The sequence below is a fragment of the Synechocystis sp. FACHB-908 genome (genome assembly GCF_014698595.1).
Taxonomy (GTDB): Bacteria; Cyanobacteriota; Cyanobacteriia; order Cyanobacteriales; family Microcystaceae; genus Synechocystis.
The window spans coordinates 230,425-252,927 of record NZ_JACJTH010000011.1 but is presented as its reverse complement, the minus strand read 5'-3'; the positions used below and the strand labels follow the sequence as shown (position 1 = coordinate 252,927).

Annotated in this window: 18 protein-coding genes; 9 read left to right on the top strand and 9 right to left on the bottom strand. The window is 49.8% G+C overall.

From position 1 onward, the window contains the following. The first annotated feature begins 131 nt into the window (after positions 1-131). A complete protein-coding gene (dusB, locus tag H6G46_RS04245; RefSeq protein ID WP_010873592.1) occupies positions 132-1,199 on the top strand; it encodes a tRNA dihydrouridine synthase DusB in 1,068 nt (355 codons plus the stop codon). On the opposite strand, the gene menD is transcribed toward dusB, so the two are convergent. Further along, positions 1,158-2,945: a 2-succinyl-5-enolpyruvyl-6-hydroxy-3-cyclohexene-1-carboxylic-acid synthase gene (gene menD, locus H6G46_RS04240; RefSeq protein WP_010873593.1), complete on the bottom strand. Its 1,788-nt coding sequence runs from the start codon at positions 2,943-2,945 to the stop codon at positions 1,158-1,160. The two genes, dusB and menD, sit on opposite strands and share 42 nt — an antisense overlap. After that, on the bottom strand, positions 2,938-5,013 hold the full coding sequence (locus tag H6G46_RS04235) for a PP2C family serine/threonine-protein phosphatase (RefSeq protein ID WP_010873594.1): 2,076 nt from the start codon (positions 5,011-5,013) through the stop codon (positions 2,938-2,940). The genes menD and H6G46_RS04235 overlap by 8 nt, the downstream gene beginning before the upstream one ends. Positions 5,014-5,143: 130 nt before the next feature. On the opposite strand from H6G46_RS04235, the gene H6G46_RS04230 reads away from it, so the two are divergent. Further along, entirely contained in the window at positions 5,144-5,764 is a 621-nt protein-coding gene (locus tag H6G46_RS04230) for a VWA domain-containing protein (RefSeq protein ID WP_010873595.1), read from the top strand. 14 nt (positions 5,765-5,778) lie between these two features. Further along, entirely contained in the window at positions 5,779-7,239 is a 1,461-nt protein-coding gene (gene dacB, locus H6G46_RS04225) for a D-alanyl-D-alanine carboxypeptidase/D-alanyl-D-alanine-endopeptidase (RefSeq protein ID WP_010873596.1), read from the top strand. Between the two features lie 10 nt (positions 7,240-7,249). Here the strand turns inward: dacB and H6G46_RS04220 are convergent, their stop codons facing one another. Then, positions 7,250-7,468, bottom strand: coding sequence for a hypothetical protein (locus H6G46_RS04220; protein WP_223211285.1), 219 nt, complete (start codon positions 7,466-7,468; stop codon positions 7,250-7,252). 511 nt (positions 7,469-7,979) lie between these two features. Beyond that, a complete protein-coding gene (locus H6G46_RS04215; protein ID WP_010873597.1) occupies positions 7,980-8,798 on the bottom strand; it encodes a carbon-nitrogen hydrolase family protein in 819 nt (272 codons plus the stop codon). Positions 8,799-9,146: 348 nt separating this feature from the next. On the opposite strand from H6G46_RS04215, the gene metG reads away from it, so the two are divergent. Both metG and H6G46_RS04205 read left to right on the top strand, forming a co-directional pair. After that, entirely contained in the window at positions 9,147-10,781 is a 1,635-nt protein-coding gene (metG, locus tag H6G46_RS04210) for a methionine--tRNA ligase (RefSeq protein ID WP_256363830.1), read from the top strand. 145 nt (positions 10,782-10,926) lie between these two features. Further along, complete coding sequence (locus H6G46_RS04205; RefSeq protein WP_010873599.1) at positions 10,927-11,532, top strand: NYN domain-containing protein; 606 nt, start codon at positions 10,927-10,929, stop codon at positions 11,530-11,532. Between the two features lie 60 nt (positions 11,533-11,592). Here the strand turns inward: H6G46_RS04205 and H6G46_RS04200 are convergent, their stop codons facing one another. From H6G46_RS04200 to H6G46_RS04180, 5 genes are all read right to left on the bottom strand, one after another. After that, complete coding sequence (locus tag H6G46_RS04200) at positions 11,593-12,915, bottom strand: deoxyguanosinetriphosphate triphosphohydrolase (protein WP_010873600.1); 1,323 nt, start codon at positions 12,913-12,915, stop codon at positions 11,593-11,595. Between the two features lie 21 nt (positions 12,916-12,936). Continuing rightward, positions 12,937-13,590 carry a DUF1361 domain-containing protein gene (locus H6G46_RS04195; RefSeq protein ID WP_010873601.1) on the bottom strand — a complete coding sequence of 218 codons (654 nt, stop codon included), beginning with the start codon at positions 13,588-13,590 and terminating at the stop codon, positions 12,937-12,939. Positions 13,591-13,594: 4 nt separating this feature from the next. Further along, complete coding sequence (locus tag H6G46_RS04190; protein ID WP_010873602.1) at positions 13,595-14,269, bottom strand: response regulator transcription factor; 675 nt, start codon at positions 14,267-14,269, stop codon at positions 13,595-13,597. A gap of 216 nt (positions 14,270-14,485) precedes the next feature. After that, the gene (locus tag H6G46_RS04185; protein ID WP_010873603.1) at positions 14,486-15,124 is read right to left on the bottom strand and encodes a histidine phosphatase family protein; all 639 of its coding nucleotides are present in this window, start codon (positions 15,122-15,124) and stop codon (positions 14,486-14,488) included. 116 nt (positions 15,125-15,240) lie between these two features. Then, positions 15,241-15,867: a hypothetical protein gene (locus H6G46_RS04180; RefSeq protein ID WP_010873604.1), complete on the bottom strand. Its 627-nt coding sequence runs from the start codon at positions 15,865-15,867 to the stop codon at positions 15,241-15,243. A 134-nt stretch (positions 15,868-16,001) separates the two neighbouring features. Between H6G46_RS04180 and H6G46_RS04175 the strand changes: the two genes are divergently transcribed. From H6G46_RS04175 to H6G46_RS04160, 4 genes are all read left to right on the top strand, one after another. Further along, positions 16,002-18,098, top strand: coding sequence for a cation:proton antiporter (locus tag H6G46_RS04175; RefSeq protein WP_010873605.1), 2,097 nt, complete (start codon positions 16,002-16,004; stop codon positions 18,096-18,098). 53 nt (positions 18,099-18,151) lie between these two features. Beyond that, positions 18,152-18,592 carry a DUF29 family protein gene (locus H6G46_RS04170; protein WP_010873606.1) on the top strand — a complete coding sequence of 147 codons (441 nt, stop codon included), beginning with the start codon at positions 18,152-18,154 and terminating at the stop codon, positions 18,590-18,592. A gap of 402 nt (positions 18,593-18,994) precedes the next feature. Next, entirely contained in the window at positions 18,995-21,577 is a 2,583-nt protein-coding gene (gene gyrA / locus H6G46_RS04165) for a DNA topoisomerase (ATP-hydrolyzing) subunit A (RefSeq protein WP_010873607.1), read from the top strand. Beyond that, positions 21,577-22,488: a TIGR04168 family protein gene (locus H6G46_RS04160; RefSeq protein ID WP_010873608.1), complete on the top strand. Its 912-nt coding sequence runs from the start codon at positions 21,577-21,579 to the stop codon at positions 22,486-22,488. Before gyrA ends, H6G46_RS04160 begins: the two co-directional genes overlap by 1 nt. Positions 22,489-22,503 lie beyond the last annotated feature (15 nt).

Here is a 22,503-nt window from a genome sequence, read left to right as displayed (position 1 = left end):
CAACCGACCAAACACAGCTTGGTAGGCATCAAGGGTATTCTTTCCAACATACTAGACCTCAAAGCCTGTCCCCATGGTTTCCCTCTGCTGTAGTTACCGAAAGACGATCGCCTTTTGACTACGGTTCATCGATGGGAAAATGTTCTTATCGATTCATTTCCTTGCAAACCTTGACCCCTAATTCTTTGCTTGATCACTCGCCCAACCCCACCATTTGGGCAAAACCCTTGCAAATTGGTTCCCTAACTCTCCACAGCCGGGTGCTCCAGTCCCCTTTATCGGGGGTGACGGATTTGGTTTTTCGGCGTTTGGTGCGGCGCTATGCTCCCCAGGCCATGCTCTACACGGAAATGGTCAGCGCCACAGAAATCCACCATCTCCGTACTTTGCCCCAGGTGATGGAAATTGATCCCCGGGAAAATCCCATCAGTATCCAACTGTTTGACTGTCGGCCGGACTTTATGGCGGAAGCGGCCCAGAAAGCGGTGGCCCAGGGAGCCCAATCGGTGGACATTAATATGGGCTGTCCGGTCAATAAAATCACCAAAAAGGGGGGCGGTTCGTCCCTTCTGCGGCAACCGGCAGTGGCCGAAGCGATTGTTAAAACTGTGGTGGCAGCGGTGGATGTGCCTGTTACTGTCAAAACTCGCCTCGGTTGGGATGATGGGGAAATTAATATTGTCGAATTTGCCCAAAGATTGCAGGATGCGGGGGCGCAAATGTTGACCCTCCATGGCCGCACCAGGGCCCAGGGCTATAACGGCCGGGCCCGGTGGCAGTGGATTGCCAAAGTTAAACAAGCTCTGACCATACCCGTCATTGCCAATGGCGATATTTTTTCGGTAGAAGCGGCGATCGCCTGTTTAGAGGAAACCGGGGCGGACGGAGTGATGTGTTCCCGGGGCAGTTTGGGCTATCCCTTTTTAGTGGGGGAAATTGAGCATTTTTTTAAAACTGGGGAAAAACGAAAAGCTCCCACGGTCGCAGAAAAATTAACCTGTGCCCAGGAACATCTACAAATGCTTTGGGAATATAAGGGGCAACGAGGACTTTTCCAAGCCCGGAAACATTTAGCTTGGTACTGCAAAGATTTTCCCGGAGCGGCAGCGTTACGGGAACAACTTTTTCAGATCAATTCTGTACAGGAAGGCAAAGATTTACTGGATCAAGCTATCAGCACAGCAAAATTGTGCCTGTAATGATTTTAACCATTGGGCCTCTTGGTGGCGATCGCCAATTATTTCCAAAACTCTGATGGGGCTAGAATTATTGCTTGGCCATTGTTCCTTCAAATCCCAAAGGTTAGTAATGATTTTGTGTTCCACTCCATAGGTGCGACAAAGTTGCCCAAAATCCACTCCTTGGGGGGTAGCAAAATAGGTTTCAAACACATCTTCGCACTGGGCAATGGGTAGGGTTTGGAAAATACCACCGCCGTTATTGTTGAGCAAGATAATAGTTAAATTACCTCGCATTTGGCTCTGATTTAAAAAGCCATTACTGTCATGCAATAGGGATAGATCACCAGTTAACAAAACTGTTTCACCCCGACTCCGGTGAGCAATACCCATGGCAGTGGAAAGGGTGCCATCAATGCCGTTAGCGCCCCGGTTAACAAAAATACGATGGTGATCGCCGTTGGCAGGCCAGAAAAATTCCAGCCAGCGCACAGGCAAACTATTCGCCACGAACAAATTGGTTTGGGGCGGTAAACAATGGGCTAATTGGGCCACCATTAAAGGGGTGTGGGCATCAGCTAGGGCAGAAATGATGATTGTTTGGCTTTGGCGTTGTTTTTCCAGCCAACTATGGGCATAATTTTTTTGTTCTGCATCAGGAATGAAACCCTGGTTATGTATATATTCGGCTACTTGGGCAACACTGGCAGATAGGTAAATCGTTTGTCCTTGCAGGGGGTCTAAATTTTCCCCATGGAAATTCAAAATGTAACGGGGACAATCAATGGTGCCCAACCAATGCCGCAACGCCTTACTAGTGGGTAATTCGCCGATTTGAATAATTTGTTCTGGCACTAACTGTTCTGCCCAACGGGGGCAACGGATCAGAAAATCATAATTGGTAATTAAAGCAGTCTGGCCATCGTCATAATTACGCAAAGAACAAAGGGCATCACACAATACGGGATATCCCAACCCCCTGGCGATCGCCAAAATATCAGTTAACAGACTGGGCGTTTCACCACCGGGCATAACTCCCACCAGAATCAAACCCAATGGGCTAAAGTCCAGTTGGGGTGAGGGGAAAGAGAAAATGGAAAAATTAACGGGTAGGGAAATGGCTTCTCCCCGATTCATGGTCGTAAAGGTTGTTAGCCCCCGGTAAAAATGCTCTTTGCTAAATTCTTCAGCTAAGTGCTGTAAGGACTCTCGGGCATGTTCGAGAGGCACCAGGGGTTCGTCAAAGGGACAATTAAGATGCACCACCCCCAACCCAGGCCAAAAACATTTTTGCCAACTATGGAGCGCCGTTTGCCGCAGATAATGGCAATAGTCCATGTTTGGCTCCGGTAAAGCCAATTCCGTTTGCCACTGGGGATAGTGGCCATAGAGCTTGGTTTGGTCAATGGTTTGCCCGGCCCGGCAATGACGTAATCTGGGGGGGCGATCGCCGGTTAGAACCAACAAAGGTACCTGACTGTAATGGGCTTCAATAATGGCAGGCAAAAAATTGGCCGCCGCTGTTCCGGAAGTACACACCAATGCCACTGGTTGCCCTGTGCGTTTGCCATGGCCCAAGGCAAAAAAGCTAGCGGAACGTTCATCTAAACTAACAACGCAATCAATGCCCCCATGGCGGGCCAAAGCCACCGTCAAAGGACTGGAACGGGAACCAGGACAAATCACCGCTTGTTGGAGTCCCAATCGAAATAAGGTTTCCACCAACACAGAGGCGGCCAGGGTATTGGGGTTAGTGAAATCAACCATGGCCCACGCTCAAATCAATTAGGCTCGACGATGGTTGGTTTTGTTCGCCATTACCTTGGCTGAGGTTAAGCATTGCCACCGTTAGGGTCGCAATAATAATCACCATGCCCCCTGCAATTAATAACTGGCTGGTTTTGGAAAGGGTAAGAAATTTGGCAGCCAAGCTCCTCGACCGGTGAGTCTTGTTTAGTTGTTCTGCCATGACGGTCGGAGGATCTAGGGGCGGATTGAGGGGAATTTCTTCCGGAGGCAGGGGCGGTTGGGTATCAAAGGGACGGGAAGCCAAGGATTCCTTGGGGTCCTGTTGGGGGATGGGATGCTCCGGTTCCGTTTCCTTCGGTTTGGACACTGGCCTTTGGCTAAAGTCAGGATAGGCGATCGCCTTGAGTCCCAATTCCGTATCTCCAGTAAAATCTTCCTCTGGGGAATCTCCCTCCGGATCATTTATCTCTGCTTCCGCCGCCGCTTTTTCCGCCTGGGTAGGGGTGGGGACGGAGGGGGAAATCTGACAATGAATTAAAGCCACGGAAACATTGTCATGGCCATTAACTTGGTTGGCCAATTCAATTAACCGGGGCACCGCTTCTGCCACCGGGCGATCGCCTTGTAGCACTGGGAGAAAATCATCTTGCCAATACTGTTCGACCCGATTGTAGTCACAAAAACCATCGGAACAGAGCAAAAATAGACAATCCGTCGGCACAATTAAGCGTTGAATGATGGGATGAAGTTGGGCCGAGGGCCCCAAACCCACTGCCTGGGTTAATGCCCCCGATCTGGGTAACTCCACCGCATGGCGATAGAGCATCAGTCCCAGCCGCACTTCCCGGGATGCCACATCATCGTCCACCGTCACCTGTTTACAACTGTCCGCCGTTAACCAATAGCAACGGGAATCCCCCACATTGGCCAGGAAAAATTGTTGAAAATCCGCCAGGGCCATCACCAGGGTTGTGCCCATCCGTTCCCGTTCTGTTCTTTCCTCCCGGTCATTGCGCCGATTGAGTTGCTCGTTAACTTCTTGGATGTCTTCCTTGAGGTGCTGGATGAAAGTGCGGATTTGCTCCGGCTCATTCATTTGTTTTTGAATTTTGGAAATTACCCGAACGGGTAAATGTTCAATCACCCACTGGGAAGCAATTTCTCCCCCTTCCTGGCCCCCCACCCCGTCACAAATCAGAGTCATGGTGTTGGCCAACTGTTGCCCTTCAATGGGGGTTTCACTGACGGGAAAACAAGCATCTTCGTTGTGGTCTCGACTGGGGCCCCCATCGGTCAAAGCAAAAACCGTGTAACTAAAATCGTACTGCTCTGCTAAGGACTGAATGCCCGTATCCAATACCCTCAGTAAATGGTCAGCGTGGGGAATTTTGCCCTGTTTTAGTTTTTTCCATAGGGTCTGACAAAAATCGGCGATCGCCGGATGGGCATTGGTTAATAGTGGCTCCCAGACTCCTGCCAAATACTTCATCTCATAGAATTGATGCTCATCTAGCTTTAACTGCTGGAGTAATACCTGGGGGCCTTGCACCCTCAACCAATCAAACTCCAACAGGCTAGACACCACCCCCTGCCGTTGCAGCGGTTGCCAAAGGCGAATCATTTGCCAGAGCCAAGTTAACTGCTGTAAGGGACAAGCATGCTCCCACATTTCCCCCAGGGAAGGTAACAACTGTTCATGGACAGGTTCCCCTGCTTGATCCAGCGCCACCGGGCCATAGTCCAACAGCCACACCGATAAATCCTTTTCCTCATCCCAACTAGGAAAATAGTCGTACACCTCCGGCACATTGAGACGAAAGGGCAATAGCTTTTGGTAGGGCAAAATATAATTCGGGATTTCCTCTGGCCCCTCGACCCCCAGGGCCGGCGTAGTGTCCAACAACACCTGGGGCCGCACCAACAGATAACGTTCCAGTAGCAGTTCCCCCGGTTGGTAGGCCTTGATCCAGTCCCCCACCGACCACAGATACCTTTTCAGCAGAGGAGTCCGGCAGGTTTTGCACAGGCGATCGCCTAGGTCATTGGGGGCTTGACAATCGCAGTTGGAGCAGTGGACAGTCGGCACAGCATTACCCCTCGAACAAATTTCTGATTAATTTTAAGGAAATATGCAATCTTAAGAACATTTCCAAAAAGTTGTAATAGGCTAAAAGAGAAAAAACCGCCATTGTTTGCAAAATTGCCCCACGAGGATTATGAGCGCTGAAGCTGTCATCGAAAACCGAGACTACACCCTAATGATCGATAAAAGCAGTAGCATGGCCACCGCTGATGATCCCAATGGCCCCACTCGCTGGGAAATAGCCCAAGCTTCGACCATTGCCCTGGCGAAAAAATGTGAAGAAATTGACTCCGACGGCATCACCGTTTATCTATTCTCTGGCCGCTTCCGTCGTTATGACAATGTTACCGCCGAGAAAGTTGCTTACATCTACGCCAACAATGAACCCATGGGGCGCACTGATCTGGCCGGTGCCCTCAAGGATGGCCTGGACAATTTTTTCCAACGACGGCAGGCCGGACAAACTAAACCCAATGGGGAAACTTTTCTGATTATTACCGACGGGGAACCCACTGACCGCAAAGCAGTTATCCGTTTAATTTTAGAAGCGAGCCAAAAAATTGACCGGGATGAGGAGTTAGCGATTTCGTTGATTCAGGTGGGCAGGGATAAAAAAGCAACGGCCTTTTTTCAGGCTTTAGATGATCAATTACAGGCGGCCGGAGCGAAGTTCGACATTGTGGATACCGTCACCATGGAAGATATGCAGGGCATGAGCTTGAGTGATGTACTGCTCAAAGCAATTACAGATTAGGGGAATACCCAACCATGGCGCTGGTTTTGCTGTCTCAATGGAAAAAATATCTGGACCCATTGCCGCTCCAACTGACAGGAACGGGGATTTTTTACCTCTGTCTCACTACGGGGGTAGGGGCCCAGGCCGATCGCCTCTGCGTAGGGGATTTACAACAAAAGCTGGAAAGCCATTTACAACAACCAGAATTGAGCCGAGCTCAATGGGGCATTGCCATTCAACCTCTGACAGATTCCCAGCCTATTTACCAATATCAGGCTGACCGTTTTTTTATTCCCGCCTCCAACCAAAAATTAATTACCACCGCCATGGCTCTTCAGGAATTGGGGCCAAATTTTCGCTTTACCACCCAAGTTTATCAACGGGACGGGGGCAAAAAAGTCCAAGTTATCTCCAGCGGCGATCCCAGTTTTGACGTAGATGACCTAACGGCGATCGCCAAGGGTTTAAAAGATAGGGGGGTGACGGCGATCGAAGAATTGGAACTTGTAGATACCATTGCCCCCCAGGATTACCAACGCCCCAGTTGGGAGTGGGATGATTTGCACTACGGTTATGCTCCCCCGGTTAATGGTGCAATTTTGACTGGCAATCAAGTGATCCTTACCCTCACGCCCCAAAATCTGGGGGAACCATTGACCCCCACCTGGTCCGATCCCATTGCTGGGGCACAATGGCAGATCATTAACCAGACCGAAACGGCCGTTGATCCACACCAACCTCCCCAGGTACAACAGATTTTTGGTCAACGGCAATTGGTTATCACTGGCGGCCTGCCCCCCGCAGGGGAAACCCGTTCCATCACCCTAGCTGTGGCTGATCCCCAGCAATATTTCCTCGCCAGTTTGCAACAAAAGTTAGCAGAACAAGGCATTTCTGTAAGCACTTCGATCGTTAGCGCCAACACCAAGGCGATCGCCCCGGCCCCTTTGCTGGCTCTCACTTCCCCTCCCCTGTGGACACTGATTAAAACCGTCAACCAAGACAGCAATAACCTCTACGCTGAAGCGTTGCTCAATGCCATTCAGCCCCCTTCCCAGGCTACGGATTGGCAGTCCTACGTGGAAAGACTAGGCCTAGCCACCACCACGGTCAGATTACGGGATGGCTCAGGACTTTCCCGTCAAGACCTAGTGACGCCCCAAGCCTTAGTTCAACTTTTAATTAACCAAACCCAAAAATCAACGGGGACCATTTATCAACAATCCCTGGCCGTTGCTGGGCGATCGGGCACCCTGGAACGTAGTTTCGCCGATACTCCCCTGGTGGGCAAAATGCGGGGTAAAACAGGTACCCTCACAGGGGTGGTTTCCTTAACGGGCTATGTGGAAAACCAGCAATGGGGCACAGTGGCATTCAGTTTTATGGTCAACAACAGTGACCTGGGGGCCTCCGTGCTACGGGAAGCAATGAAGCAGATGGTACTTTGGACTGCCCAGGTAGAAAAGTGTCAGCCCAGCGACCAGGGACGGTAAATATTAGTTGCTAACGCTTGGCATTCAAACAAAGATAAGAATCCACTACTCTGCCAGTACGTTGGCAGTTCACCAAGAGATAGTCACACACAGGGCAAGCAGTTTCGGTGACAACTTCTTTTTCAATCAAGCATTGTTGACGGACGGCATGGCTGCCGCAGTTGGGGCAATGGATGGTCTGCTTGGTGAGAATTTGGGGGGCTTGGATCAGTCGGGTATGCATGATCATGGTGATTGCTCAGGATACTTATTAAAGAGGATTTCTCAAAAATCGGGCTAAATAGGTCAAATTGCAGCGTTAAAAAACAATAGAATTCCTGTAGGATTTGTAAAATAAAACACAGTTATAAAGTCGAAGTAAAAGAAAGCAAAAATTACTCCCAGTAGCATTTAGCGCTGATCCCCATGGCAGTCAAGCCCATTTACGTCGTGTTGGTCCTTAGATAGCTTAGGTAATTAATCAAGGAAAACAACGCCGCTGACGAACTTTTCAGGCCGCAGTGACCTGCTGAGACTAAGAAATTAACACTCTCGACGGACTGTATCAGGTTTTCTTAACTATTAATTAAGCTTTGCTAGATAATGGCCATGGGTTAACTAATGTCGCCCAAGTCCTTGATCCCAATGGGTTTTTCCCGTTTATGCCCCAGGACAAACTGCCCAAATAATGGCGCAAAAGCTAGTTTTTCCTTCTGCGCCTAGGGCCATGGACTGTCCGGGAACGGCCTTGCAACTTGTGTTCAGACAAATACCCGATGTTGCAGCGAAGGCATTTGTTGGCGCACCTGTTTGAGGCGGTCTGGGTTAATTTCGGCGATCGCCAACCCTGGTTTTTCCCCCGCATCGGCCAGGATCACTCCCCAGGGGTCAATGATCATGGCATGCCCATGGGTATGCCGTCTTTCGTAATGACAACCAGTTTGGGCCGGGGCAATGACGTAGCAGGTATTTTCAATGGCCCGGGCCTGGAGCAACACTTGCCAATGGTCCTTGCCGGTGTAGGCAGTGAAAGCGGCGGGCACAAACAGAACATCTGCTCCTTGGCGGGAAAGGTAACGATACAATTCAGGGAAACGAACGTCGTAGCAAATGGACAGCCCCAAATTACCAAAGCTGTCGGAGTGGTACACTGGGGGATATTTTTGCCCAGCCATCACCGTGGCCGATTCCCAGTAGGTATTGCCGTCGGGCACATTAACATCAAACAAATGCACTTTGTGGTACCGGGCCAATTCCTGCCCATTGGGGGCAATTAGAGTAGCTGTGTTATAGGCTTTGCCTGCTTCCCCTGCCACCGGAAAGGGAAAGCCCCCCGCCAGGATAGTCACCTGGAACCGTTGGGCCATGGTCTGTAAAAATTTTTCCGTCGCCGTGGCGATCGCCGTTGCCTGTTCTAGCTTTTCAGTTTCATTGCCCAAAAAAGCAAAATTCTCCGGCAAACCCACCAATTCTGCCCCCTGGCGCACCGCCAAATCGATCAACTCCTCTGCTTCTTGTAAATTCTCGGTGAGGTTGGGGCGGCTGGTCATTTGCAGGGCAGCGGCTAAATACGGTTTCATGAAAATTCCTTGTCAGAAAGAAGCAGTGGGGCTAGCAGTTCATTTTATCCTGATCGGGTGTAGGGACGGAACTTGCTCCAAAAAAGAGGTAGAGGGCTTCACATCTTAAGATATTATGGAGAAAAACTTGCTTAAAGTTTGGTGTTTGCTAGACTGAAGTCCCCCGCTTTTTAAGATTGTTAATCTCAACATATTTTTAAGAGTCTATTTTTAGCCTTATTGATAAGAATTTCTAAGGACAATAACAAGGTTTACTTAACAATTCCCCTTGGGAATCTATCCTCTGGAGATTAGAGAAGTAACCGTTATCGTTGACCATTCTGAGCATGGTGGTTAACCAAACTGAATATTCTCCATAGCACTTTTACAAATTTTTTTGATCGAATGCTTGATTCTTCCGTACCCACTTTTTCCGTTACCACTCCACTGTACTACGTTAATGATGTGCCCCATTTGGGCAGTGCCTACACCACGGTGGTGGCGGACACCCTGGCCCGCTTTAAAAGATTACAGGGCTATGACGTGTTGATGATCACTGGTACCGACGAGCATGGGCAAAAAATTCAACGTACCGCCGAAGCCCAAGAGCTTGATCCCCAAACCCATTGTGACCGCACCGTAGTCAAGTTTAAGGAACTCTGGCGATCGCTCAATATCCTTTACGACCGCTTTAGCCGTACTACCGATCCCCGCCATTTAGCCATTGTCAAAGATTTTTTTCAACGGGTTTGGGATAAAGGGGATATTTATCTGGCCCAACAACAGGGCTGGTACTGTGTAGCTTGCGAAGAATTTAAGGAAAAAAGAGATTTATTAGAAGATAACCATTGCCCCCTGCACCCCAACCGCAAGGCAGAATGGCGGGATGAAGAAAACTATTTTTTTCGCCTCTCCCGCTATCAACACCCCTTGGAAGAACTGTACGCCCAACGACCGGAATTTATTCAACCCAGTAGTCGTCGCAATGAGGTGTTGAATTTCGTCGCCCAGGGATTGCAAGATTTTTCTATCTCCCGGGTCAATTTGGACTGGGGTTTCCCTCTCCCTAATGATCCCAACCATACCATTTACGTTTGGTTTGACGCTCTTTTGGGCTATGTCACCGCTCTCTTGGATGAAGATGAAGAACCAAATTTAACTAACGCTCTGGTTAAGTGGTGGCCGATTAATCTACACCTGATTGGCAAAGATATTTTGCGCTTTCATGCAGTCTATTGGCCCGCCATGTTAATGTCAGCGGAATTAGCGATCCCCGCCCAGGTTTTTGGCCATGGCTTTCTCACCAAAGATGGCCAAAAAATGGGTAAAAGTTTGGGCAACACCGTTGATCCCCTGGATTTAATTAACCGCTACGGGGAGGATGCTTTCCGTTACTATTTCCTCAAGGAAATTGAGTTTGGTAAAGATGGGGATTTTAATGAACAACGGTTTGTTAATGTGCTCAATGCTGACTTGGCCAACGACCTGGGTAATTTGCTCAATCGCACCCTCGGTATGGTGAAAAAGTACTGCCAGGGTCAAGGCCCCCAGGTTATGGCCACGGATTTAGCCCCGGATAATCCCCTCAAAGCGCTGGGCAGTCATTTGGGAGAAGAGGTGAGCAGTGCCTATGAAAGGCTGTCCTTTACTGATGCCTGTGAAGCAATTTTCACTCTGGTGAGGGCTGGGAATAAATATATTGACGACATGGCCCCCTGGAAATTATTTAAACAGGGCAGTCAGAAGGAGGTAGAAGACGTGCTGTACAGCGTGTTGGAATCCATTCGGCTCTCGGCCTATCTTCTTTCCCCCATTGTTCCCCGCCTGAGTACCAAAATTTATCAACAGCTAGGTTTTACCTGGGACTTTGACCAGTGGCGATCGCCGTTGGAGCAAGCGGAAGAATTCAACCGTCACCAATCCTGGGGCCAATTGGGTGCGAACCAAAATCTGCCCCCTGCCCAACCTATTTTTACCAAACTGGAGTTACCGGCAGAGGAGTAGAATCAAAAACTGACCCCCTAGGTCAATTTCAATCTTTTTAAGATTTTTTAACAAAAATTAACATTTTTATAACTTTCCCGCCTTTTCCCCTTGAAAAAATTTTTTAAAACCCCTTTAAATTACAACTTAGTCATTTAGGAACACCATGTTTGAGGACTTTGAACAGGATGCACTGTTTACGCCGGATCAGTTATTAGAAAACCGGGGGCGGGTAGCCATTTTCATCGATGGTTCCAATCTTTTTTACGCCGCATTACAGTTGGGCATTGAAATTGATTACACCAAGCTATTGCACTGTTTAACGGGCGGCTCCCGCCTATTGCGGGCTTTTTTCTACACCGGAGTAGACCGTAGTAACGAAAAACAACAGGGATTTTTACTTTGGATGCGCCGCAATGGTTACCGAGTCATTGCCAAAGACTTAGTGCAATTACCAGACGGTTCTAAAAAGGCTAACTTAGACGTGGAAATTGCCGTGGACTTGATGTCCCTGGTGGGTTCCTATGACACCGCAGTGGTGGTCAGTGGCGATGGGGATTTGGCCTATGCGGCCGATGCGGTCAGTTATCGGGGGGCGCGCATTGAAGTGGTGAGTCTCCGTTCCATGACCAGCGACAGTTTAATTAATGTGTCCGACCGTTACGTGGATCTTGACAGTATTAAGGAGGAAATTCAAAAACAACCCCGTCCCAATAGTGGCTATCGTAACGTCAATCCCTTGCCTATTTTTTCTCAGGAAAAATCTTCCTAAAAGTCTAGCCAATTTTTTCTATTCCTCCTTACTCACTGTCATTGATCTTTTGATGGGAGTTTACAAAGAAATTCCCCGCAGTTGCTGGTAAAGCAGAGTAGCTTGTAAATCCGTCATACCGGCAATGTAGTCGGTTACTTTCAGAATTTTGCTGTAATTATCTTCATCGGGGGCTATTTGATGCTCTGGAGGCAACATAAATTTGAGCAATTTTCCCTTCGGACGGGGTTGTTTTTCCAGTACGGAGGTCAAAAAATCGGTTAGTAGATCCCCCAGGACCTCAAAGCCAGCAATTTTAATTCTCACCACATTGGGATGGTGAAAAACCGCATTGGTGGTCATGGTTTCAATTTCCTTGAGTTGGGGAGAAAAGCGACTTAGCTCCACTAGGGATTGGTCAAATTTCCCTGCCAAAATATCCGGTTCGTGGTCAAGAAAAAGTTGAGCAACTTCCTTCACCAGTCGATTAATGGCCTTGGCCCGCAGTCGCTTGATGGTTTCTGCTGGACTGCCTTCGTATTGGTTCAGGTCAATGTCAGCAATGCTTTGGAGTTTATCTTGCACCGCTGCAAAGGGGAGATAGCCCATGTGAAAACCATCTTCCAAATCGACAATGGAGTAACACAGATCATCCGCCGCCTCCATTAAAAACGTGAGGGGATGGCGACACCACCAAGCAACCTTTGGCGATCGCCCGATGAGACCCACGGTTTCTGCCACTTCAGTGAATAGATCCTTTTCAGCTTGGAAAAAACCATATTTTTGTAAACTTTTGCCGGGATGACGGGCCAGGGTACGTTGGGGAATAAAGGATTCCCGGGGATATTTAGCAAAGGTGGCCAGGGTAGCACAGGTTAGTTGCAGTCCCCCTGGGCGATGGGGTAGACCAAGCCTAGTTAAAATCCGAAAGCCCTGGGCATTGCCTTCAAAGCGGTCAAAGTCAGCTTTTTCCAGGGGATTAATCAAGGCACCGGAACGATTTTTGCGGGCATACCATTTTTGAAAAGCGGTTTGGATGGCGTCCTCCCCCGCATGGCCAAAGGGGGGATTACCAATGTCGTGGGCTAAACAGGCCGCCGAGAGAATATCACCAAAGTCCGCCGCTTCGATCGCCTGGAGTTGATGGCGTTTAATTATTTGATCCCCCACCATGCGCCCTAGGGAACGCCCCACACAGGACACTTCTAAACTGTGAATCAGCCGGGTGCGGACATCGGCATTTTTGGACAGGGGAAAAACCTGGGTTTTATCCTTCAGCCGCCGGAAAGCGGTGGAATAGACAATGCGGTCATAATCTTTCAGAAAAGAGGTGCGCTCAAACTGATGCTCCTCCAACTGTTGTTTACCGAGGCGCTTGCGGGAGAGTAATTGTTGCCATTCCATTGGGTTAATGCTTTCGTTGGCCTATGGGGCACCACGACGAACCTGTTGCCATCGTAGTACTAACCCGAGGTTAATCTGTTTAGTGAACCAATAAAAAACACTCAGAATCACCACGGTAACGCTAATAGCCAAGAGGGGACGGTGATGGGAAAGGCTTTGGGCTAAATTTTGCCCCACATCTTTGGGATCAGTGACCACGTGCCAACTGTTTAACCGCAGAAATCGACCCAGGTAAATACCGATCGCCGACAACAAATGGGCCATTAACTCCATGGGGAAAATCCACGCGGACCATTGCCGTTGCTCCAGATAATAACCGGCGTTGAGCAAGGACATGACATAGCATTGCCAACCCACATTTAGAAAGAGAAAAAATTGGGGCGTAGCGGTGAAAATCATGACGCTAGTCGGTATCCCCTGCCGTACTAACTTGAAGTAGTGGATAATGTCCGTCAAAATGTAAGGGGCATTGGGTAAAAAAGCCACAAACACAGCAAAAATTACCCACCACAACGGCGATCGGGGCCATGGTTGGCGCTGGGAATTCTGCCAACGGAATAACCAAACGCTTAGCACCAGGGGAATAATAGCCAAAAAAGTGTTCCAGGCAATGCGATCGCCATTGATGGCCAATACCTGCCAGGACAACCGTAGCCAGGAAATGATTAGTTCCATACCCCTAATCCCTTAGTACGTAGCCCACCCCCCGCACTGTCTGAATCAAACGAGGTTCCCCCGCCGCCTCCAACTTCAACCGCAGATAACGGATATAGACCTCAATGATGTTGGAATCCCCCATAAAGTCGTAGCCCCAGACCCGCTCTAAAATTTGTTCCCTAGTCAACACCTGGCGGGCATGGGAGAGCAGATAGTCCAACAGCTCGAATTCTTTGGCGGTGAGATCAATCAGGCGATCGCCCCGTTGGATTTCCCTCGTACTGCGATTGAAACGTAGATCGGCGAATTGCAATACTTCATCGCTGGTGGTGTGGGTGCGGCGCAATTGCACCCGGATGCGAGCAAAAAATTCATCGGAGTTAAAGGGTTTGACAATGTAGTCATCGGCACCGGCATCTAACCCCATCACCCGTTCTTCCACGTCGTCCTTGGCGGTGATCAGAATAATGGGAATGCGACTGCCCATTTCCCTTAACCTCCGGCATAGCTCTAAACCGGACATGCCCGGCAGGGCTCCATTCACAATGATTAAATCGGGGGGAAATTCCTGGGCTTGGGTAAAGCCCTTTAGGCCATCCCTAGCCACACTGACATCGTAGCCTTCATATTTGAGTTCCAACTCCATAAATCGGGCTAACTTTTCTTCCTCTTCCACAACTAGAACACGGTGACTCATGGCAAACTAGGCGATCGCATAGCAAATATGTTCATCCTAAGGCCCCATTGCGGCTTTCAACCTGGGTTAAGCCAAGGGGAAGGTCTCAAAACGTTGCAACCTTTCAAAAACATGGCCCAGAAAAAATTTCCCCTGAGGAAGAAGCCATGGCAACAGCCAATGAATTTGAATGGGTTTAATCGTTTAATTACCTGTAATTACCTGGGTGATATTTTCTTAAGTGCCGTACCGATCGCGCAAGTCCTGGTTGAGGTGGGAGCGATCGCCCATGACTTCAATCAGAGGACCATGTTCGGACATGGTGACAATACTCACCGCCGCAACAGGCATACCAATGCGGTCTCGAAAACGGCCAATGTCAATGCCCAGCAAGCTACAGAGCATAATGCGGATGGTGGACTTGTGGGACACCACCAACACATTCCCCGTGGTAAAAGTTCGTTCAATTTCTTCTAGCACCTCCGAGCTACGGCGGGCAATATCAATGCCCTTTTCTCCCCCAGAAGGAGCATTCCAACCTGGATCGGCTAACCAGCGCACATAATCGTCATGGAATTGTTGATTAACTTCCGCCGGGGTTTTTCCTTCCCATTCCCCATAGGCAATTTCCTTCAGACCATCCCGTTTTTGAATGGGGAGATTAATCAATTTACTTAGGGGAGTGGCAGTGGCCATGGTGCGGTGCAGGGGACTGGCAAAAATAGCCGTCCAGCTCACATCCTTGTAGGCTTCGGCAAATTGGTGGGCCATCTGGTAACCGTGGCTGGTGAGGTCAATGTCCAGGCGGCCACAAAAGGTCCCTGTCTGGCTAGAAGTGGTTTCGCCGTGGCGCAAAAAGTAGAGATTGAGGGTCATAATGGGCGATTTTCTCGATAGCTTGTGTGGTTTACGGTTAATTGGCTTTAATACTGGCGGTTTTGCTAGCTAGACTAACTGCTTACCAAGGTTTAGGGTACAGCTTCACCGGGTAGTTATGGCTCCACCCGACGCCAAGTACAGTAGGGACAATCGTTTTCCCCCACCGCATTAAATCTCATATATTGCCCAGGCAAAATATTCTCAAATTTGATTGTTTTGGTTTCACCGTCCTTGGTACATTGGGCTGTGACCACGGTGGCGGTGGCGGAATCCACTTCACAGTCGATGGTGGTAATAACTTCATTGCTGTCAGCAGCGCTCATTTGCAATTGATTTCCGCTAATTTTCAGGGAAACCATGCCAAACATTAGATTCAGCAGTCCAGATAATGCTTCCATGTCTTCCTCTGGCTTATAGTCGGGACTTTCTCTGTGGGCTTCCATGGTTTTTTCATAATCGAATTTCCAGACGCCTTGAAAAGGTTGCAGTCCATCGCCAGCATCTATAGCGGGAGTGGTACTGGGACTATGGGGGTCACCATTGTCAGCCTTGGGGCCCATGATGGAGGGCAAACTTTCCCAACAACGGGAATTGCGTTGGGCCAGTGCCCCTATTTCAGCACAATCTAGGGCGATCGCCGGGGAGGATATGACCAGAGTTCCTAGGTAAACACTAGCCAGGGTGGGGACTACAGCAGGCCATAGGGCTGGGCTGATGAGGGAAAAATACTGGTTACGCATGGGGATAAAGGGGGAAAGGGGCGCAATGGCAAAACCGGCTAGGGGAAAGGGAAGAGAAATGGCGATCGGGAGCCGGAACGGTATGATGATGCCGATGGCTTTTGCCTATGACCTAAACAATCTCCACCCACTTTATGGATGGCCTATTCGCACCAATTCCGAGTAACCCTTTAATTGACTTCACTATTTTATTATTGGTGACCCTGATCCTGCCGCCCATTTTTGAGCGCTTGAAATTACCAGGACTGGTGGGACTTTTGTTTGCCGGCATTGTGTTGGGCAAAAGTGGTTTGGGGGTGCTGAATGAAGATTCGGAAAGCATCAAACTCTTCACCGACATCGGCAAAATTTACCTGATGTTTGTAGCGGGGCTGGAAATTGACATGGTGGATTTCCGCCGGACCAGGAACCGTTCGCTACTGTATGGTTCCCTCACCTTTGCGGTGCCATTGCTGACGGGGTTGGCGGTGGGGTTGACCTTTGGCTATTCCTTCAATGCGTCTGTGTTGCTCGGCTCTCTGTTTGCTTCCCATACTTTGTTGGGTTATCCCATTGTGCAGCGATTGGGCATAGTCCGAAATCAAGCGGTGATGGTCACCATTGGGGCCACAATTTTCACTGACATTGCCGCTTTATTGGTTTTAGCCATTTGTATTTCCATCCACAGTGGCAGTTTTTCCCCAGCGGGTTTGGTGGTGCAATTGGTGGCGATCGCCGTTTACAGTGCCTTGGTTTTAATTGGTTTTGATTGGGCGGGACGGGAATATTTTCGTCGCACCGGGGATGAACAGAGTAACCAATTTCTCTTTGTGTTGCTGGCGGTGTTCCTCGCTTCAGTGGGGTCAGAGTTAATCAATGTGGACAAAATTGTCGGCGCATTTCTGGCGGGGCTAGCGGTAAATGATGTGCTGGGCAACAGCCCCGTAAAGGAAAAGGTGGAATTCCTAGGAACTACCCTATTTATTCCATTCTTCTTCATTGGCATTGGGCTGCTGTTGGATCTGCCGGCTTTTTTGGTGACTTTGACCACTCTATTCCCTTTGGTGGTGGCCATTGTGGTGGGGTTAATTCTCTCCAAAGGGGTGGCGGCGATTTTAGCCCAATGGAAACTAGGTTATACCTGGGTGGAGGGTTTAACCATGTGGTCCCTCTCCATTCCCCAGGTGGCGGCTACATTGGCGGCAGCGGTGGCCGGATACCAAGCAGTTAATGCCGCTGGCGATCGCCTGGTGTCGGAGACGGTGTTAAACACCATCATTGTTTTAATGCTGATTACGTCTATCGTTGGCCCGTTGATGACGGCTAAATTTGCCCCCAAAATTCCGATTCCCAATACTCTGTCCAGTTTGACAGAAGATTTAGACGACCCCGAGGAAAATGGGGCCGTAACCCTAATCCCCCCCAAGGCTTCTACCTTCACCGTATTGGTGCCCACCCAAAATCCCCAAACCTTGAGCTATTTGTTGGAAATGGGAGCCCTGATCGCCCGCCATGAAAGTGGGGTGGTGATTCCCCTGGCGATCGCCAAAGCGCCGGTGCACATGGATGATCCTGGGTTAACCAGCCGGTTAGCTAGAAATGAGCTGTTACTGCAACAGGCTACGGAACTGGCCACCAATCTGAAAGTCGATGCCCACCCAGCCCTCCGCATTGATGATGATGTGGCCCGGGCCATTAGCCATACTGCCAGGGAAAAAAATGCGGACTTAATCATCATGGGTTGGAGTCAACAAACCCTTGGTTTACGGGCTAAATTATTCGGTAGCACCATTGACAGTGTGTTCTGGTCGGCCCATTGTCCCGTGGCGGTGATGCGGTTATTGTCTGACCCCCGTTCTTTCCATCGCATTCTCTTCCCCATCAAAAATCTCACCCCCCAAACGTTGGAGTTATTCCAGTTCACCCAGCGCTTAGCGGAAACCAACGGAGCCATTGTTACCCTGCTCCATGTTTGTCCCCACAACACCTCCCCACAACAGGTGCAAGCGTTTAAAACGGAAATGGAACGGTTTCTAAACCAATGTCGGGCCACGGCGGACTATCCCATTAAAGTCATTTGCCATGACGATGCCGCTAAGGTGCTTGTGCGGGTCTCCCACACCTTTGACCTGGTGGTGCTCCGTTCTTTCCGCCGGCGATCGGTGGGGGGAGTGGCCCTGGGGGAAGTGACCGATAAAATTTTGCGGGAAATTACCAGTTCCTTCGTCTTGTTTGGCGATCCCTACGCCTAGCCTGCGTTATTTGTTGGTCTAAATTCAGATAGTTAGTTTATGGGAGAAAAGCAATGGAAGAATTGTTAGAACTGAAAACGTTATTGTCCCAAGGGAATGTTTCTGATGCTCTGGTGTTGGTGGAGGAAATGACGGAAATGAGTAGGGACGATAAGATTAATAAAATTAGTAGTTATGCCAAGATACTTCTACTACATTTGATTAAACGACAGGCGGAAAAACGCAGTACCCGCTCGTGGGATTTATCGATCGCCAATTCAGTGGACGAAATCCAAAAAACTAATCGACGGCGCAAAGCAGGGGGCACCTATTTATCTTCAGAAGAGTTGAGGGAAGCCTTAACTGATGCCTATCGAATTGCCCTGGCCGGGGCGGCGGCGGAAGCTTTTGAAGGTCGCTATTCCAGTGAAGAATTGGCTAAAATGGTCGATTACAGTGCCCTAATCAATGATGCTTTAGATTTAATTACATCGACTTTACCTGACAAAAACTAGGTTTTATTTGTGTTGATCGCCATTTGACTTCCAACAACCAAAATCAGATAAGGGTGGTAATTATTTAATTGATTCACCATGGCGATCGCCAAGTTTTTTTCCCATAAGAGATAATTTTTCAGAATTTGTTTGCAGAGTTTTATTCTGTCCTCTAAAACGACCCACGGAAGCTCGGGCAATACTAGGTAAATTTCAGGCGGTTTCCCCTTAACGTTGAGGAGGGGACTTTTCAAACAAACTTTAGAGTGAAAATTGAGGAGCAATCGGAGAGGGCATTAGGGCTGTGGAGGCTCCCACCCTGGCCAATGGTAGAATAGAGGCTGTTTTGAGCCCTGTTATCTGTTCCCCTTGGGGGGAATTGGAGCCCAACTCAAACCTTTCAAACTGCCTTGGAGTAATTGCATGACTGACTCGCCCGATCGCCTGATTGCGACTGACCTCAGAAACGAAATGTCACAGTCATACCTGGAATATGCCATGAGTGTGATTGTTGGGCGGGCGTTACCCGATGCACGGGATGGGTTGAAGCCAGTCCATCGGCGCATTCTCTATGCCATGTACGAGCTGGGGCTGACCCCCGATCGCCCCTTTCGGAAATGTGCCCGGGTGGTGGGGGAAGTGCTGGGGAAATATCATCCCCACGGTGATACGGCGGTGTACGATGCCTTGGTGCGCATGGCCCAGGACTTTTCCATGCGGGAACCGCTTATTGACGGCCACGGGAACTTTGGCTCCGTGGATAATGATCCCCCGGCGGCGATGCGGTACACGGAATCTCGCCTTAGACCCCTTTCCACCAACTCGTTATTGCGGGACATTGAGGCGGAAACCGTAGATTTCATTGATAACTTTGACGGTTCCCAACAGGAACCCACCGTTCTCCCGGCCCGCATTCCCCAACTATTGATTAACGGTTCCTCCGGCATTGCCGTGGGCATGGCCACCAATATCCCCCCCCATAACCTCGGGGAAGTGATCGACGGAGCGATCGCCTTAATTCGTAACCCCGAAATCACCGAACAGGAATTAATGCAGATTATTCCCGGCCCGGACTTTCCCACCGGGGCCCAGATCCTCGGGCGATCGGGCATTCGGGAAGCCTATTTAACCGGCCGGGGCTCCATCACCATGCGGGGGGTGGCCTCCATTGAAACCATGGAACATCCTGGGCGGCCTGACCGGGATGCCATTATCGTCACCGAGCTACCCTACCAAACCAATAAAGCCGCTTTAATTGAACGCATTGCGGATCTGGTTAACGATAAAAAAATTGACGGCATTGCCGACATCCGGGACGAGAGCGATCGAGATGGTATGCGCATTGTCATTGAACTGAAGCGGGATGCCTACGCTCGGGTGGTGCTCAATAATCTTTACAAACAAACTCCCATCCAGAGTAACTTTGGGGCGAATTTGTTGGCGCTGGTTAACGGCACTCCTGAAGTTCTCACCATTAAAAAATTCCTCACTGTCTTTTGGGAATTTCGCATTGAAACCATTACCCGCCGTACCCGCTACGAATTGCGGAAAGCGGAAGAACGGGATCATCTGCTCCAGGGATTGTTGATTGCGCTGGATAACCTGGATGCGGTCATTCGTCTGATTCGGGGAGCGGCGGACACGGCCTCTGCCAAAACGGAACTGGTGGAAGGCTTTTCCCTCTCCGAAGTGCAGGCCGATGCCATTTTGCAAATGCAACTGCGCCGGTTAACGGCTTTGGAAGCGGATAAAATCACCGCTGAACATGATGAACTGCAAACCAAAATCGCCGATTTCCAAGATATTTTGGCCCGCCGGGAAAGGGTTAATGCCATCATCGAAGAAGAATTGGAGCAAATTAAGGCTATTCACGCCACTCCCCGCCGCACCGTCATTGTCCAAGAAGATGGGGAATTAATTGACACGGATTTAATTGCCAATGACCAAGCCCTAATTTTATTGACGGAACAGGGTTACATCAAACGGATGCCCGCCAGCACCTTTGGTACCCAAAACCGTGCCACCAGAGGTAAAGCCGCCGCCAAGATTAAAGATGACGATGGAGTGGAGCATTTCCTTTCCTGCTGTGACCACGATAAAGTGCTGTTCTTTAGCGATCGGGGGGTGGTCTATAGCCTCAACGCTTACCAAATTCCCATTGCTTCCCGCACGGCCCGGGGGGTGCCCATTGTGCAGATGTTGCCCATCCCCAAGGATGAAAAAATTACCTCCCTAGTGTCTGTTTCAGAATTTGACGATGATACCTATTTCATCATGCTGACCAAACAGGGCTACATCAAAAAAACTGCCCTCTCGGCTTTTAGTAATATCCGGGCCAATGGGTTAATCGCCATTTCCTTGGTGGAAGGGGATCAATTGCGTTGGGTTCGTTTAGCCAAAGCGGAAGATAGCGTCATTATCGGTTCCCAAAAGGGTATGGCTATCCATTTCAAAGCGGATCAGGATGAACTGCGGGCCCTCGGTCGGGCCACCAGGGGGGTTAAATCCATGCGGCTCCGGTCTGGGGATGCGCTGATCAGTATGGATATTTTGCCGAGCCAGGTGGTGGCCAATATTGCCGTTGGTTCCGAAGATGAGCCGGATGAGGACTTAGGGGGCGATACCGATGCCATTTTGGAAGAAAGCGACAATCCTGGCCCCTGGTTGCTGGGGGTAACCATGAAGGGTTTCGGCAAACGGGTGCCCATTGGTCAATTCCGCTTGCAACATCGGGCCGGCCTGGGAGTGAAAGCGATCCGCTTTAAATCCAAAGATGACCAGCTAGTGGCCCTCCATGTGGTCAACGCCGATGACGAGTTGATGATTGTCACCAACCGGGGCATTATTATCCGCCAGTCCGTGAACGATATTTCCCCCCAATCCCGTAGTGCCACTGGGGTGCGGGTACAAAGGTTAGATGCCGATGATGCGATCGCCGCTGTGGCCCTAGTGCCTCCTTCTGGGGAAGAAGAATTGGCAGAAATGTCGGAAAGCGAAGAGAGCTGATGGCCCCCCAACCTACCGCAACCACTACCCTGGCCGTTGTGGGGGATATCCATGAACAATGGGAATTGGCGGACCACCAAGCTCTCCAGGCGATCGGCGTAGACTTGGCACTATTTGTGGGGGATTTTGGCAACGAATCATTGCCGGTGGTCAGCTTGATTGCCTCCTTACCCATTCCCAAGGCAACGGTATTTGGTAACCACGATGCTTGGTTCACCGCCTCCGATTGGGGGCGCAAAAAGTGCCCCTACGATCGCCAAAAAGAAGACCGGGTGAAAGCTCAGCAGGAACTCCTGGGGTTGGCAGATGTTAGCTATGGCCGCCGGGATTTTCAGCAATTTAGCCTCTCGGTGGTGGGGGGCAGGCCTTTTACCTGGGGGGGCAATGAATGGAAGAATAAACAGTTTATGCGGGAACGATATGGCATGGAAAGTTTTGCCCAGTCCCAAACCCACATTGCCGCAACGGCCCTGGCTAGCCCCCATGAAACGTTAATTTTTCTGGCCCACAATGGTCCCACCGGCTTAGGAAATCATGCCGAATCCATCTGTGGTCGGGATTGGAATCCCATCGGCGGCGATTTTGGCGATCCGGATCTGGCCTGGGCGATCGCCTCTGTGCGGGAGCAGGGTAAACAGGTACCATTGGTGACCTTCGGCCATATGCACCATCGCCTTAGACATCGTCAGGATCGTCTGCGGGAGAGGGTTTATGTGGATCATCAAGGAACGGTATATCTGAATGCGGCCTGTGTACCCCGCATCCAAACGGAAAAAGACGGTTTGCCCGCTGCCCGTAATTTTTCCCTGGTGACTTTGGTGAATGGCACTGTGGAAAAAATCACCCTGGTGTGGTTACGGAATAACGGAGAAATTATCAGCCAGGAAACCCTTTGGATTAGTGCCCATTAACTTCTCTCGACCCGG